Genomic DNA, 15139 nt, shown 5'->3' on the forward strand with positions numbered 1-15139 from the left:
ATCGGAGCATACATACGGATCATCCCGCTATGTCAACTCAAAACGCACAACCCGAAAATGTGGCCGCTTTTGACCCCCTTCGTGCGTACAGGGCCAAGCAAAGAGAAGAGACCCGCCTGAGGCGGGTCTCTTTTTCGTCTGACACTCAGGCAAAGGTCCGCGTGACGAAGCGCGTATCCAGATAGGCCTCCATCGCCTCTGAACCGCCTTCGCTGCCATAGCCAGAATCCTTGACGCCGCCGAAGGGCGTTTCCGGGAGAGCCAACCCCAGATGGTTGATCGACATCATCCCTGTTTCGACCTCGGCACCCATGCGATAAGCGGCCTGATCGGATCCGGTCCAACCATAGGCGGCAAGTCCGAAGGGCAAGCGGTTCGCCTCGGCAATGGCATCGTCCAGCGAGGTGAAGCGGTTCAGGATCGCGACCGGGCCAAAGGGTTCCTCATTCATGATCCGGGCACTCAGCGGAACTTCGGCCAGAACCGTCGGCGCAAAGAACCAGCCTTCGTTGCCGACGCGGCGGCCACCGCAGCGCAGCGTGGCACCTTGATCGACAGCATCGGCGATCAATTCGTCAATGGCGTCCAGACGACGCGAATTCGACAAGGGCCCTAGCTGGGTATCTTCTTCGATGCCCGCCCCAATGCGCAGGCCCGAGCTAATCTCGACAAAGCGGTCAGTGAACTGGTCATAGGCTGCGTCTTCGATCATGAAGCGGGTCGGTGACACGCAAACCTGTCCGGCATTGCGGAACTTGTGCGTCACCATGGTCTGCGCGGCCTTTTCGATATCCGCGTCAGCCGTGACGATGACCGGGGCGTGACCGCCCAGCTCCATCGTGCAGCGTTTCATCTGCTGACCGGCCAGGGATGCAAGATGCTTGCCCACCCCGACCGAACCGGTGAACGAGATCTTGCGGATGATCGGGCTTTTGATCAGGTAGTCCGAGATCTGGGTCGGATCGCCATAAACAACGTTCAAGACCCCCGCAGGCAGGCCGGCATCGACGAATGCGGCGACCAGTGCGGCGGGCGATGCGGGCGTTTCTTCGGGGGCTTTGACGACCATCGAGCAACCGGCACCCAAGGCGACTGCGATCTTGCGCACCGACTGGGTGATCGGGAAATTCCACGGCGTAAACGCGGCGACTGGCCCGATGGGCAGTTTCATCGTCATCTGGATCACGCCGGGCAGGCGTGGCGGGATGATCTGGCCATAAGCGCGCCGACCTTCATCCGCGAACCAGTCGATCGTATCGGCAGCGACCGCGACCTCGATTCGCGACTGCGCGATAGGCTTGCCTTGTTCCAGCGTGATGACGCGGGCGATCGCTTCGGCGCGTTCGCGCAGAAGGTCGGCCGCCCGGCGCATGACCTGCGCCCGCGTCAGCGGAGAGGTGGCGCGCCAGACCCGGAAGCCCTGATCGGCAGCCGCCAGCGCGCGGTCCAAGTCGGCAGGTTCTGCCAAGGCGACCCGGCCGATTTCCAGCCCAGTGGCAGGATTGTAGACAGGCATCTTGCGATTGCCGCTGCCGTCACACCAATCGCCCGCGATCAGCAGCTGTGTATGTGTATTGGGATACTCAGACATGATGGTTCCTTGGTTTGCTTCCTGGGCGTTCATCGATTTTTGATGGTGACGTTTCCGGTTTTGGGGTCGACGATGATCTGGTCTCCGGTTCGGATCAGGTCCGTGACGTCGCCATCCTCGAAGCGGTCGCACATGGTCAGGCCGGCCAGGGCCGCGCCTTGTGCCAGGATGGTGTTGGCCGAGTTGAACAGGATCGCCTTCGGGACGATGCCACGGGTCTTCATCTCGTGCAGCATCCAGGCCGAGGCGACGCCACCCTTGGCGGTGTTCAACACCAGGATCTTGTCGTGATAGCTTTGGCCCGCCAGCGCGTGGTCGGGGCGGCTGAAGACGCCCTTGATGCGGTCAAGGTCATAGCGGGCCGAGAAATCGTCCTTGGCCACCAGCGCCTCGTCTTCGACCGTCTGGCCGATGCCGACATGGCATTTCAGGATCGTCGTCATTGGATCACTCCGGTTTCGGCGGCACCGATGCAGGCCGCCATGTCGGCCAGCGCGGGCTGATAGCCATAGCCGCCCAGGATGTTCACGATCTTCGCGGAATTGCTGAGGATGCGGGTCCAGCCATTGGCCTCGCCAACCTCGCGCGCGAAGCCATTATAGAAGCAGGTGCCGACCAACACCTTGCCGCCCGCCTGTTCGAAGGCATCGACAAAGCCCATGCGCTGCGCGTCGGGATAGACCTGCGGTGCGGCGCAGGCAAAGATCGGCACCTGGAACGTGCGGCCGCGCGACAGCTCGGCGACCATCTGCATTTCCACCAGCGACAGCTGCGGCGCAGCAAAGACCACGACATCGACCTTGTCGCCCCGGCAACCAAAGCGCGAGCGCAACGCGCCCAGCACATCCTCGCCCACCATCTCGACGGGCAGCTTGTCGCCGCCAACCGCGGCCAGCGTCGGCGCCTCGGGGGTGATGCCGACCATGTGGAACAGCGGGGTCGAGCCATAGCTGGCCATGGCCGCGCCCATATGCTTGGCCTCGTCCGAGGTCGGCACGGCTTCCAGCCCCTCGATCACCGGCACGGCCCAATAGGACCCGGCCAGCTTACCGACGGCAGCCCCCAGCAGGCCCCAGTCGGTCAGGTTCTTCGGCTGTTCGGTGACGCGGAAACGCCGCGTGGCCTGCCGCTTTTCGTCCAGATGCAGGCCATAGCGCGGCGTGCGGCCGGTCAGGCCGGCGGCCAGTGCCGAGGGACCGCCCTCGAAGTTCGAGCGAGCGCCGCAGATAGAGTTGGAATAGATCACGACGCCGGTATCACCGAAGGCGACGTGATCGCCCAGCACCGGCGGCATGACGGTCTGATAGTTGATGCAGGTATTGGTCATCATAATGCCGATGCCGGTCATGGCCTCGACGATGCGACGCTCCAGCGTGGCCATTTCCTCGGTCTGGCCCAGAGGCGCATACCAGGACAGATCGACGCCGCGCGGATCGGTGATGGTCGGGATGGTGACGCGGGCCTGATCACGGCGCAGAGTTTCGAGCAGATCGGCCCCGGCTTCGCCCACGGCTTCGGGGTCCCCCATGATATGGGCCTGGCTGGCCGGGACCAGGTCGGCGGCATCGAACATGCGTCCGACCTGCACCATGTGGTCGATCGCCCATCGCTTCACCGGCCCCAATTCCCCAGCAAGCATCGTCTGCTCTTCATCCGTAAGTCTCAATGTCCCCTCCTGCGTCAAAGGCTGCGTTGGTAGAAGTCGGCCGATCACCTGAGATGTTCATCACTCAGACTCGGATTTTGATCGGGCACCTATATAGCTATATATCTTTATAAACCTGCAATGGAAATGTCAAGTTGAACCGCATGTATCGGCAGTCTGATCCTCCCCCTTTGAAGTGGTCCGCCGTTATGATTAGGAAACGGAGGATCAGAAATGGCAAACAAGCGACCGAAGCCGGAAGAGATTGTGTCGAAACTGCGGCAGGTTGAGGTGTTGATGGGACAGGGTATGTCCCGTTTGGATGCGATCAGGAAGATCGGCGTTGTCGAACAGACCTATTACCGCTGGCGGACAAGGTTTCTACCTTCGGCAAGGACGAGGCGGAACATGCGAACCGCGTCGGAATCCGGGCGCACCGGCAGTCCGACAGAGTCGACGGCTGTCGCGTAAATATCTGAAAGCAGGCGTTCTTTGGAAACCTTCCTGCCCACCACCTGCCACGCATCTTCGATGAAAGCTTCTCGGCTCATAGCGGTGATCATCGTCGGTGTCGGATACTTCTCGAGGAACGCCAGGAACCAGTCGGTCCGGGAGCTTCGGTGAAACCGCTCGGCCTCGGGGAAGTAGAGCGGCAGGTAATGCGTCAGGATGCGGTGCCAGAGCTCGCTCTTCGAACGTGAGACAATCTCGTGCGTCTTTGACAGTTCTTGGATGTCGGCGGTCCCGACCACCAGGGGGTCGTGAAAGAACTGCACGGCTCCGATCTCCAGCATGTGCAAGATAACCTGGGCGTCCTTCGGATCGTTCTTGTCCCAGCTGTTGTGCAAAGCCTCGCGTGTCCGGGCGAGGCCGACTGAGGAGATGAGCTTCAAGTCGAACCCGGCCTGTCCAAGATGATGCGCCAGCGGCCTGTGATAGTTGCCAGTCGCTTCGAACCCGATCCGAACCGGCATGTCGTAACCGACCAGCGCCGCGGACAAGCGCTGGAAGTCTTGCAAAGTGTTCATGATCGTCATGCGCCGACGGCGCTTCTTGCCGGGGACCCCGATCAGGACCTCGTGGCGGTGCTTGGAAATGTCGATGGCGACTAAAACAGTTGAAGCGATAGTATGGGTGGCGGTCATAGCCGGTCTCCTCAGCGGTGTGGTTGTGCAAAACCACTGTTGAGACCTGAGACACGGTTATGGCCACCCGCTGCGCGATGTGGAGGCTGCGCGTGCGGCCATAACCTGTCGGCAGCGCTTCTTCCCGACGTGCTACGGCCCGGAATTCATCGCCCAGGCCGTCCGCGACTGGATCAAGGCTGTCGGTGCGAAGACAGCTTATATCGAACCTGGCTCACCCTGGGAGAACGGTTACTGCGAGAGCTTCAACGCCCGCTTCCGGATCGTGTCCCAACCTCTACCGCCGCCACCGCTTTTCACCTGACGTGATCGTTCATGCCGCGCGCCTGTACGGCTCTGATGATGGGTTGGGTAGCCCCTCCTGACGGCACTTGTGCCAGGTTGATCCGGACAAGATCAGGAGGATATGGCTGAAAAAGTCTCAATCATCAGAGCCTGTCAGAGGTGGCTCGGTCATCAGTCCTGCCTCTCTGTACGGTCGGTGGACGAAGCCCGCTCCGTGTCTGGATGGAGTTGAGGAAATGTTGGGCAATCGTGCCAGAGGCGCACGTCGCAGGCCTGGCAGATGTCATGACGCAATTCGCCGATGGCGAAGGAAATCGCGTCGCCCTTGTAGTGGTGCACCTTGCCGCCCCCGATATGTCCCGTCACGCCGTATTTTTCCAGCTGCCGGATGGTGCGCGGGATCTTCGTCTGCACATAAAGGCGGCCGCCTCGGGCGATACGCCGCTTGGCCTCCTCGATGAGCAATTCGGCGGCGGGCAGGTCGATCTGGCCGACGCCGCGCATGTTGAAGATCATGTGGCTTTGCTCCCCGTACTCGGCCTCGATTCGGCGGAATTCGCGGCGGATAACGTCGACCGAGCCGAAGAAGAGCGGACCGTCGAGTCCGACTACGATGAGCTGCGGGCAGACCGTGCCGCCCACCTCCTTCACCGGGCGGAAGGAGCGCCGCCCACGAATCTGGAAGGGCACGCCGACACTGAGGCGCGGATGCGCGGCCCGGTCGAGGAACAGTACAACCGAAATGATGACGCCGCAGTAGATGGCGAACTCGAGGCTTATGGCGAGCGACGAGGCGAAAGTGATGATAAAGATCCCGCTTTCGGCCTTTGATACCCGAAAGAAATGCATGATTTCCCGCAGGTTGATGAGCTTCAGCGCCACCACGATGATGGTCCCGCCCATGGCCGGGACCGGCACATAGGCGAAGAGGTCGGAGATGAATAGCAAGATCACTGCCAGCGCCAGCGCAGCGAAGATGCTGGCCATCGGGGTCTTTGCGCCGGCCTCGTAGTTCACGCCGCTGCGGGTAAAGGAACCGGAGCTCGGGTAGCAGCGAAAGAAGCTGCCCACGAGGTTGGCGATGCCCTGGCCCAAAAACTCGCGGTTCGGGTCGATCATCTGGGCCGAGCGCATCGCCAGCGCCCGCGAGATCGAGACCGCTTCGAGCAGACCTACCAGCGCGATGGCGAAGGCGGCGGATCCCAGCGTCGAGACATCCTCCATGCGCAGGCCCGGCAGGCTGAACGTGGCGAGCGCCTCGTCTATATGGCCCACGGTGGCCACGTCGGCGGCAAGCGGCCCGAAGGCGAAGTAGAGCCCGGTACCCGCCGCCAGCGCGATCAGGTAGTTGGGCCAGCCCGGCCTGAAATGCCGCACCGCAAGAGCCACGCAGAGCGTGAGCAGGCCGATCGAGAGGCTCGCCGGGTTGGTATGGCCGATCTCGGCCACCAGCTCGGCGCCGAACGCGGACAGGTGCTCCGGGCGGGGCAGGTCTATCCCAAAGACGTAGCGGATCTGGCTTAGCAGGATCAGCAGCGAGGCCCCGGTGATGAAGCCCGTCATCACCGAATGGGACACGAAGTTGATGACCGCGCCAAGCCGGAAGGCGGCAAAGCCAATCTGGATCAAGCCGACCATCAGCGATAGTACGATCGCGGCGCGGATGAAATCCGGGTCGCCGACCTCGTAAAGTCCCGAGAGCGAGGCGAAGACCATCGCGGAGATGGCTGTCGTGGGTCCGGTGATAGCATGCCACGACGAGCCGAAAAACGCCGCGAAGATCGGCGGAATCATAGCGGTGTAGAACCCGTATTCGGGGGGCAGCCCGGCGATGACCGCGAAGGCCACGGCCTGCGGCAGGACGATCGTAGCGCCAGTGAGCCCCGCGAAGAAATCCTGCCGCAATGTCCGGCTGTTGACGTGCTCAAACCAGTCAGGCCGCCTCAGCCATGCGGAGGCCCCGGTGCTTTCGAAATGTGCCATTGTCTTCTTTCCGGCCGCAAACCGGCCTAAGGGGGTTACATCCTGCGCGACGGCGGGATCAGTCTGGCGACCCACGAACCAAGACGGTCACGACCCCGTTCTCCGGGTCCACCCGGATCCGGTCGCCCGAGCGGATCAGGTCAGTCACATCGCCATCCTCGAACCGGTCTTCCATGGTCAGGTTGGCCAGGGTGGCACCCTGGGCGAGGATGGTGTTGGCGGTGTTGAGCACCAGCATCTTGCCCACGTAGCTCTCGCCGGCGAGGTCGTGGTTGGGGTGGCTGAAGATCCCTTTCGTCAGGTCGAGATCCTAGCGCACCGAAAAGTCGCCAAGGGCGACGAGGGTGTCCTCCTCGACGCATTGGCCGATTCCCACGTGGCATTTCCGTTAGGCCATCACACAATCTCCCCTGCGACGGCGGAGGCGATGCAGTTTTCCATGCTCGTCAGTGCCGCCTGGTAGCCGTACCCGCCGAGATTGTTGACGATCTTGGCCGAGGTGCTCAGCAGACGCGACCAGTTGTTCGCTTCGCAGATTTCGCGTGCGAACCCGTTGTAGAAGCAGGTGCCCACGAGCACCTTGCCGCCGGTGGCCTCGAAGGTGTCAACGATGGCCATGCGTTTAGCATCGGTACGCTCGCCACGCACCGGCGGAATGATCGCCTGGTAGTTGATGCAGGTATTGGCCATCAGGATGCCAAGATCGGTCATTGACCGCATTATCCGGGCTTCGAGCTGGGCCACCTCCTCTCTCTGGCCGAGCAGGTAATAGTAGTCGACATTCACGCTGCGCAGATCGGTGATCTTCGGGATGGATACCCGCGCACCGCCCTTGGCGAAGGTCTCGATCAGTTCCACGCCAGCCACACCCACGGCCTCCGGGTCATCCATGATGTGCGCCTGGTTCACTTCGATTAGATCCTCCGCGTCGAATATCCGTCCGACTTGAATCATGTGATCCATGGCCCAGTGAACGGCCTCACCGTTTCACCGCCTAGCATTGCTTTTTCGTTTTCGGTTAGCTGCACCTATCTCTCCTCACTATGTCCACGCACCTACCTATGCTGCCTCGGCGTGAGAAAATAAAAATTGACAGTGATGTATCGGTTGCTGTATAGCTATATATGACTTGTAAGGAGAGAGCAAGTCACAAAGTCTTCGCGAAAGCTCACAGGAGGACACGGCGCGAGGCCGTCGAGTGCCGAGAGCTTGAGGAGCATGCGCTAAAAGCCAAGGGAGGAAGTGGCGTGAATATTGGACTTAAGAGCAAGGCTTTTATGGGGCTCGTGAGTGCGGCTGCCCTGTTTGCATCGGCACAGTTAGGTGCGGCCCAAGAGGTGAAAGTTCCTTACGTGAAAGAGACCGCGACGCAGGCGCGCCTCGCACATGCGCTCACCGAAGGGTCTCCATATGACATCGGGGCTCAACGGTTCGCGGATCTGGTCGACGTCTACACGCGCGGCGAAGTGAACTTCAAAATCTTCCCCAACGCACAGCTTGGCCTCGAGCAGGCTACCGCGAAAGACACACAGCTCGGTCTGCTCGAAGGCTCACTCGTGGCTATCAACAACGCGACGCAGTGGTATCTGCCGCTCGATGTGACGCTGCTGCCGTTTATCTTTCGCGACCGTGAGCACGTGAACACGGTGATCTACGGCGATATCGGTAAAGAACTGTTCGAGGGCTATCGCGAAGCCAGCGGCATGCGCATCGTCTCGATTCTCGAGTGGGGCGATCGTGGCATCATGAACAACATCCGCCCGATCACCAGCGTCGAAGACTTGTCGGGCATCAAGCTCCGCCTGCCAAAGAACTCGACGATGATCGACACCTACTCTGCGCTCGGCGCGAACCCGACCGCGATTGACTGGGGCGAACTTTATAGCGCCCTCCAGCAAGGTGTGGCCGATGGGCTCGAAGGCCCGCCGCAGGGCATGATCGACATGAAGTTCACCGATTTCCTCGACTACTATTCCTATGTGCCGGTCTTCCACGGGCTCGCCGTGATCCTGGTGAACGACACTTGGTTCCAGTCGCTCTCCGAGGAAAACCAGCAGGCGATTCTGAGGGCCGGCCACGAGGCGGGTGAATATCAGCGGTGGATTTCTGCCAAGTCGCATGTCAACGGTCTGGCGGCGTTGGCCGAGCTCGGGGTCGAGGTGAACGTAATCGAGGATGTCGAGCCGTTCATCGAGGCGACGAAAGGGATCTACGAGTCGAACCGTGACCGGATCGGCTCCGAGTGGATCGAGCGCGTCCAGAACGCCGGCCTGGAGGAGTAAATCCAGCCATGCCTCTGATTCGACTTATCGATCGCAGGCTCGAGGAGACCATGATCGTGCTGTGTTGCACGATCATGGTCGTCGGCCTGAGCTTCACGGCGATCGTGCGCTACTTCCTTTCAGGTACCCCCCTTGGAGCGATGACACATATGGCCGAGGAACTGAGCGTCTTCGCGTTCGTGTTCCTTCTCTATTTCGGCTCGGTTCTGGCAGCGCGTGAGAATGGTCATTTCCGCGTCTCCGCGCATCTCGACATGGTGCCCGCTCGGCTCCGTCACCTGCGGTTTCTGGTGGGCGACCTGCTCTGGCTAGGCTTCTGCATCTTTGCCACTTGGCAGGGCGTGAAGCTCGTGCAGATCACCATGCGCTCCAGCGAGCCCAGCATGTCCCTGAACATACCCATGCAATTTATCTACGCGATCATTCCCGTGGCCTTCGCCCTGACCGCCTTTCGCATCGTGCAACGCTATGCGCTGGGTCGGCACCGAGACGAAGACGCCTTCGGCCTTGTCGAAGGGGGAGGTGAATGATGGCCGATCCCAACATTGCCTTCATCATCTTCGGCTCCCTCGGTATCACGCTGCTGCTCGGCGTGCCAATCGGCTACGCGCTCGGCATCGCCACGGCGGCCGCGCTGACCTTCACGCCGACGCCCTACATCTACATCGCCCAGACGCTCTATACTGGCACCGGGCTCTTTGCCCTGATCGCCATTCCCGGCTTCATCCTGGCCGGGGAGCTGATGGTCCGCTCGAAGCTGACAGACCAGATCATCCGCGTGATGTTCGTGCTAGCAGGCAACATCAAGGGCGGCCTCGCGGTCTGCACCTTCCTGTCCTGCGCGTTTTTTGCGGCGCTCTCCGGCTCGGGCCCGGCGACGACGGCGGCGATCGGCAGCATCATGATCCCGGCGATGGTGCGCGCGGGCTATCCCGTGGCATGGTCCGCGGCGGTGGTCGCCAGCGGCGGCACGCTCGGCATCCTGATCCCGCCCTCGAACCCGATGATCGTCTATGCCGTCTCGGCCAACGTGTCGGTCACCGGCCTGTTTCTGGCGGGCCTGATCCCCGGCATCCTACTGGTGGCACTGTTCTCGGTCTATTCTTGGGTCTATGGCCACATGACCGGGCTCGGAAAATCCGGCGAACCGTTCCGGATGAAGGCCTTCTTGGCCGCGCTGTGGGAGGGCAAGGCCGCAATGGTCATGCCGGTGCTCGTGCTCGGTGTCATCTACGGTGGGCTCGCCACGCCCACCGAGGCGGCGATGCTGGCCGTGCTCTACGCCAGTGCCGCGGGCATCATCAGCCGCAAGCTGGGGATGAAGCAGTTCATCGAGGCGATGATCACCACGGGTAAGCTGACAGGCGCGGTGCTCATCATCATGGGTCCGGCCACGGCCTTCGGTCGTCTGCTCACCCTCTACGGTGTGCCCGACCAGATTGCCCAGACCTTCATCTCCATCTCTGAGAACCCACTACTGATCCTGCTGTTGGTGAGCCTTCTGCTGATTGTCATTGGCACCTTCATGGAGTCGCTGAGCTCGATCGTGCTGCTCACGCCGATCCTGCTGCCGCCGCTGGTGCAGCTCGGGGTCGACCCGGTGCAGTTCGGCGTCCTCTTCGTAGTGCTGTCGCAGGTGGGCATGCTGACGCCGCCTCTCGGGGTGAACCTGTTCGTCGCCTCCGCGGTGTCACGGACCTCCATTGAGAAGATCAGCTTGGCAGTCCTGCCCCTGATCGGTTTGCTGCTGGTCTTCGCGTTTGTCCTGATCATCTTCCCGAGCTTGAGCACCTTCGCCTATGGTCTCGTGGCACGCTGACTAGGAGAACTCCATGACCGACACCAAGAAAATCACTTTTCCCACCGACATGGTCCGTGTCGGCGGGAGCTTGCCCCCGGAAGAGCGGGCCGCCTCCCGGAGCAATCTCTCGGATCAGTTAGACGCACTCCGCGAAAAGTTATCCGACCCGTCGTACAAATTCGAACCACTCTACAAACGGCTGGGAAGTGCGTTTCGCGACGCGCTCATCGAGGGGCTCTGGCTGCCCGGTGACAAGCTGCCGGCGGAAGGGCTACTCGCCAAGGAGCTCAAGATCAGCCTCGGCACGGTGCAGAACGCGCTGAGCGCACTGGCCGCCGAGGAGATCATCGTGCGGCGACACGGCTCGGGCACTTTCGTCTCGGCCGGGAAGGGTCAGTCGCGCCAGCTTCTGCACTTCCGGTTCGTCGGCGAGGAAACCGGCGAGATACTCCCGGTCTATGCCGAGCTGGTCGACCGGGAACTAATGCGCGACGAGGGCGAAATCGCCCGGTTTCTCGGCGGGGCGGGCGAGTATATCCGCGTGCGCCGGCGCATCCGGGTGAACAACGAGTTCAACTGCCTGAGCGAGTTCTACATCGACGCGGTCCGTTTCGCGCCGATCCTCGAGATGCCGTCTCAGGATCTCGAGCGCGTGGTGATCCGCCACGTGATGGCGCGCAACTTCAATGCGCCGACCCTCATGTTAAAGGAATACGCCCGGGCGGAAACCTTTAACGATGACCAAGCGACGCTGCTGCAGATGACTGATGTTCCGGCCTCCGGCATGGTGATCGACGTGCTCTCTTATACGCATCTCGACGCGCCGGTCTCCTACCAAAAAATCTTTGTCCCCGTAGGTGTGCGTAAGCTCGAGATCCTAGGATCAGAAAAACTTAGTTGAGAGAAAAGATGGCAACTTATGATTACATCATTGTCGGTGCAGGCACGGCCGGCTGCGTCCTAGCGAACCGACTTTCCGATAATGGCAAGCACAGCGTGCTGCTGATCGAAGCTGGCCCAAAGGACCGCTACCACTGGATCCATATCCCTGTGGGCTACGCCAAGACGATGTTCAACGAGAAATACAACTGGTGCTTCTATACCCAGCCCGACCCCGAAATGAACAACCGCCGGATCTACTGGCCGCGCGGTAAGGTGCTAGGCGGGTCGAGCTCGATCAACGGGCTGATCTATGTGCGCGGGCAGCCGCTCGACTACAATCTGTGGGCCCAGGAAGGTAATCGCGGCTGGGGCTGGGACGATGTTCTACCCTATTTCCGCAAGCTTGAGGGCAACGAACGTGGTGAAAGCGAGTTCCACGGCGGCGATGGCCCGCTGAAATGCTCCGATATCCACGAGCGCCACGAGCTGATGGAGGCCATCATCCGCGCCGGCAACGAGCAGGGCGTGAAGACCACCGATGATTTCAACGGCCCCAACCAAGAAGGTGTGGGTTACTACCAGCTCTTCACCCATAACGGCTTCCGCTGCTCGACGGCAGTGGGCTATCTCAAGCCGGCCCGTGATCGGGCCAACCTGCGCGTCGAGACCGGCGCCATGGCCAAGCGGATCGTCTTCGACGGCAAGAAGGCCACCGGCATCGAGTATGTCCAGAACGGCGAGACCAAGGTGGCCCATGTCGGCCGCGAGCTGGTGCTCTCTGCGGGCGCGCTGCACAGCCCAATGCTGCTCGAACGCTCTGGCGTGGGCCAGTCAGAGCTGCTGCGCTCGATGGGCATCGAGATGGTGCACGAGCTCAAGGCGGTGGGCGAGAACATGCAGGACCACCTGCAGTTCCGGCTCCAGTTCCGCTGCAAGAAGCCGATCACCTCGAACGACAAGCTCAACTCGTTCTGGGGGCGGCTGGGCATCGGGGCGGAATACATACTGCGCCGCACCGGGCCGATGGCCGTGGGCATCAACCATGCCGGCATGTTCACCCAAGTGTTGGAGGAATCCGCCGGGCCCGACATCCAGTTCCATTTCTCGGCACTCACCGCGAACTTGGCCGCCGGCAAGCCCGACAAGTTCCCGGGGTTCACTTTCTCGGTCTGCCAGCTGCGGCCGACTTCGCGCGGTTCGGTGCATATCTCCTCGCCGGCGCATGACGGCGTGCCGATCATCCACCCGCGCTATCTGACCACCGATCTCGACTGGCGCTGTTCGCTCGAGGGGGTGAAGTTTGCCCGCCGCCTGGCCGACAGCCCGGCCCTGGCCGACTACAAGGAAGCCAACCACCAGCCCGGCCCCGAGGTCGAGAGCGACGAGCAGATCGTCGAGTGGATGCGAAACGCGGGGGCCACCATCTTCCACCCGAGCTGCACCACTCGGATGGGCAGCGACGATAACTCGGTGGTCGACGCGCGCCTCCGGGTGCACGGGCTGGCCAATGTGCGGGTCGCCGATTGCGGCATCATGCCCAACCTCGTCTCAGGCAATACCAACGCCCCGGTCGTGATGATCGGCGAGAAGGCCTCCGACATGATCCTCGAAGATGCCGCGCTCTGATGCGCAGTCCTTCCAACGCTACAAAAGACAGGACAACACATGACCCAAGCACAACTCCCAGACCACCCGGCGCAGGCTGTGACAGCGCCCAACGGCGAGCAGGTTCTCCAGGTTCTGCGTGACAACGGCGTCGGCAATGTCGTGACGGTATCCGACTGGGTGCAGCTGCCGCTGCAACGCGCGCTCGACACCCAGAAGGACAGAGCCGAGGCGCCGACGGTGCGCGTGCAGAAATGCACCACCGAAGACGAGGCCTTTCTCGTGGCCGCCGGGTTGCATATCGGCGGCCAGCGCTCGGTCGTAGTGATCCAGAATCAGGGGCTCTATGCCGGGCTCAACGCGCTGCGTGGCATCGGGCTCGACTCCAACATGCCGCTGGTGATAATGATCGGTCAGTTCGGGCGCGAACCCGACAATTTCGGCCAGCCGACCACCGCCTCCTCACGCCGGATCGTGCGGATACTGGAGCCGCTACTCGAGCTGCTCGACATTCCATACTGGAAGGTCGAGACCACGGCCGACCTCGCGAAGATCTCCGAAGCCTATTCCGAGAGCGAGCGCCGCAGCTGGCCCGCGGCCGTGATCTTCGACCGCAACATGGCGTGGCAGTAGTCGCTTCCGCGCCCGGTCACACCGTCTCAGGAAAGGATAAGCCATGAAATGCGAACAGGCCGTCAGGGCCGTTCTGGAACATGTCGGCGACGGCATCCTCGTGCCCACCATGTCGGCGATCAAGTGGGTCGACACCCTGGCCCCCGAAACTCTGCGGGTGAGCTGCGTGCCGCTGATGGGCGGTGCCTCGGCGCTAGGGCTCGGCCTCGCGCTGAGCCAGCCTGAGCGGTCGGTCATCGTGCTGGATGGCGACGGCAGCCTGCAGATGCAGCTGGGCTCGCTCGTCACCTGTGTCGAGAACGCGCCGAAAAACTTCATCCACGTCGTCTTCAACAACGGCGTGTGGTTCGAGAACATGGTCAATCTCGATGTGCCGGGCAGCGCCGACGTGCGCTACAGCGAGATGGCGGAGGCGGCGGGCTATCGCAGCGCGCACCACTTCGCCGACCATGAAGCCTTCCGACAGGCCTTGCCCTATCTGCTAGCGTCTCCCGGCCCGCATTTCGTGGAGCTAAAGATCGAGCCGGCAAGCGGCAACCTCTGGGGTGCCGAAAATTTGCAGCCGGACCTGCCGGACTACCACTTCGCCCGCATGGGCGTGGAAGCCGAGAAGCTGCGCAGCACCCTCGCGGCGGCCCCGGACTGACAAGGCAGGGCGCCCCGAACCGCCGGGGAGTCCGCCACTCTTTCCTTCTCCGTGCAGGGGCCGGACTAGCGGATGCGGGTGGGCTGGTGCTTCGACTTTGTCGTAAGCCTTCTTGTTCCGGCTCCACATGGAAGCTGGCAGCATTGTCAGGTGATTGTGGATTGCGGTTGTCAGAATGGCGATTTCAAGGGTGTGCATTGCCCCAAAAGACCAAAATCGAGCCGATGTATCCGCGATATCATTCGCCCTTTTTTACCTCCCTGTGGGCGACCAACTGGCAGCGCCGGATCCTTCGGTGCCGCCTCTTTTTCCAGCGAGGCGTAAGGAGCCCAGCCAAACACCAAACGCGACATTGGCCCGAACACATCGGGTCACCAGAGCAAGCGCGGGCAAGAAGGCAGGTACCTATGAACACCAGACAGGACGAAGGCACAGCGATTGCCCGGTTGGTCGGTGGCACAGCGAACCTGACTGTCGGCTGGGTCTATCTCTGGAACACGTTCGAGCTTGGCGTGCTGTGGCTGCGCCGCGATCTGGCACCGGAATAGGGGTAGATTCCGGCTGGGTGCAGAATAGTACGTTAAGCACCGAGGACGCGCTTGCCGTAGTCTCGCAGATTGCCGTTCGGGTCGACGTAGCGA

Annotated in this window: 13 protein-coding genes and 4 pseudogenes; 10 read left to right on the forward strand and 7 right to left on the reverse strand. The window is 61.8% G+C overall.

Features of this window, described 5'->3' with window-relative positions; translation table 11 throughout:
• Positions 1-145: 145 nt before the first annotated feature.
• The 3 genes from ACSSV8_RS18900 to ACSSV8_RS18910 are packed head-to-tail and all read right to left on the reverse strand — an operon-like array spanning position 146 to position 3257.
• A complete protein-coding gene (locus ACSSV8_RS18900) occupies positions 146-1624 on the reverse strand; it encodes an NAD-dependent succinate-semialdehyde dehydrogenase (protein WP_454283499.1) in 1479 nt (492 codons plus the stop codon).
• A complete protein-coding gene (locus ACSSV8_RS18905) occupies positions 1621-2034 on the reverse strand; it encodes an aconitase X swivel domain-containing protein (RefSeq protein WP_454283500.1) in 414 nt (137 codons plus the stop codon). The genes ACSSV8_RS18900 and ACSSV8_RS18905 overlap by 4 nt, the downstream gene beginning before the upstream one ends.
• Positions 2031-3257, reverse strand: coding sequence for an aconitase X (locus ACSSV8_RS18910; protein WP_454283501.1), 1227 nt, complete (start codon positions 3255-3257; stop codon positions 2031-2033). Before ACSSV8_RS18910 ends, ACSSV8_RS18905 begins: the two co-directional genes overlap by 4 nt.
• 213 nt (positions 3258-3470) lie before the next feature.
• Between ACSSV8_RS18910 and ACSSV8_RS18915 the strand changes: the two are divergent.
• Positions 3471-3617, forward strand: a pseudogene (locus ACSSV8_RS18915) (IS3 family transposase); the annotation flags it as partial.
• On the opposite strand, the pseudogene ACSSV8_RS18920 reads toward ACSSV8_RS18915, so the two are convergent.
• Positions 3599-4381 (reverse strand): annotated as a pseudogene (locus ACSSV8_RS18920) (IS110 family transposase); the annotation flags it as partial. The pseudogenes ACSSV8_RS18915 and ACSSV8_RS18920 sit on opposite strands and share 19 nt — an antisense overlap.
• Before the next feature lie 136 nt (positions 4382-4517).
• On the opposite strand from ACSSV8_RS18920, the pseudogene ACSSV8_RS18925 reads away from it, so the two are divergent.
• Positions 4518-4643 (forward strand): annotated as a pseudogene (locus tag ACSSV8_RS18925) (integrase core domain-containing protein); the annotation flags it as partial.
• Between the two features lie 194 nt (positions 4644-4837).
• On the opposite strand, the gene ACSSV8_RS18930 reads toward ACSSV8_RS18925, so the two are convergent.
• The 3 genes and pseudogenes from ACSSV8_RS18930 to ACSSV8_RS18940 form a co-directional block, all read right to left on the reverse strand.
• Complete coding sequence (locus ACSSV8_RS18930) at positions 4838-6649, reverse strand: SulP family inorganic anion transporter (RefSeq protein ID WP_454283502.1); 1812 nt, start codon at positions 6647-6649, stop codon at positions 4838-4840.
• Positions 6650-6707: 58 nt separating this feature from the next.
• On the reverse strand, positions 6708-6896 hold the full coding sequence (locus tag ACSSV8_RS18935) for a hypothetical protein (protein ID WP_454283503.1): 189 nt from the start codon (positions 6894-6896) through the stop codon (positions 6708-6710).
• A gap of 149 nt (positions 6897-7045) precedes the next feature.
• Positions 7046-7624: pseudogene (locus ACSSV8_RS18940) on the reverse strand (aconitase X); the annotation flags it as partial.
• A 272-nt stretch (positions 7625-7896) separates the two neighbouring features.
• On the opposite strand from ACSSV8_RS18940, the gene ACSSV8_RS18945 reads away from it, so the two are divergent.
• The 8 genes from ACSSV8_RS18945 to ACSSV8_RS18980 all read left to right on the forward strand — a co-directional run bounded on the left by ACSSV8_RS18945 (position 7897) and on the right by ACSSV8_RS18980 (position 15046).
• The gene (locus ACSSV8_RS18945; protein ID WP_454283504.1) at positions 7897-8931 is read left to right on the forward strand and encodes a TRAP transporter substrate-binding protein; all 1035 of its coding nucleotides are present in this window, start codon (positions 7897-7899) and stop codon (positions 8929-8931) included.
• 8 nt (positions 8932-8939) lie between these two features.
• Complete coding sequence (locus ACSSV8_RS18950) at positions 8940-9461, forward strand: TRAP transporter small permease (protein WP_454283505.1); 522 nt, start codon at positions 8940-8942, stop codon at positions 9459-9461.
• Entirely contained in the window at positions 9458-10750 is a 1293-nt protein-coding gene (locus ACSSV8_RS18955) for a TRAP transporter large permease (protein ID WP_454283506.1), read from the forward strand. Before ACSSV8_RS18950 ends, ACSSV8_RS18955 begins: the two co-directional genes overlap by 4 nt.
• A gap of 13 nt (positions 10751-10763) precedes the next feature.
• Entirely contained in the window at positions 10764-11633 is an 870-nt protein-coding gene (locus tag ACSSV8_RS18960) for a GntR family transcriptional regulator (protein WP_454283507.1), read from the forward strand.
• A gap of 8 nt (positions 11634-11641) precedes the next feature.
• Complete coding sequence (locus ACSSV8_RS18965) at positions 11642-13240, forward strand: GMC family oxidoreductase (RefSeq protein WP_454283508.1); 1599 nt, start codon at positions 11642-11644, stop codon at positions 13238-13240.
• Positions 13241-13279: 39 nt separating this feature from the next.
• A complete protein-coding gene (locus tag ACSSV8_RS18970; RefSeq protein ID WP_454283509.1) occupies positions 13280-13852 on the forward strand; it encodes a hypothetical protein in 573 nt (190 codons plus the stop codon).
• Between the two features lie 43 nt (positions 13853-13895).
• Positions 13896-14498, forward strand: coding sequence for a thiamine pyrophosphate-dependent enzyme (locus ACSSV8_RS18975; RefSeq protein ID WP_454283510.1), 603 nt, complete (start codon positions 13896-13898; stop codon positions 14496-14498).
• Between the two features lie 407 nt (positions 14499-14905).
• A complete protein-coding gene (locus tag ACSSV8_RS18980; RefSeq protein ID WP_454283511.1) occupies positions 14906-15046 on the forward strand; it encodes a hypothetical protein in 141 nt (46 codons plus the stop codon).
• The last annotated feature ends 93 nt before the right edge of the window (positions 15047-15139 follow it).

The sequence above is a fragment of the Roseovarius sp. MBR-79 genome (assembly GCF_053628555.1).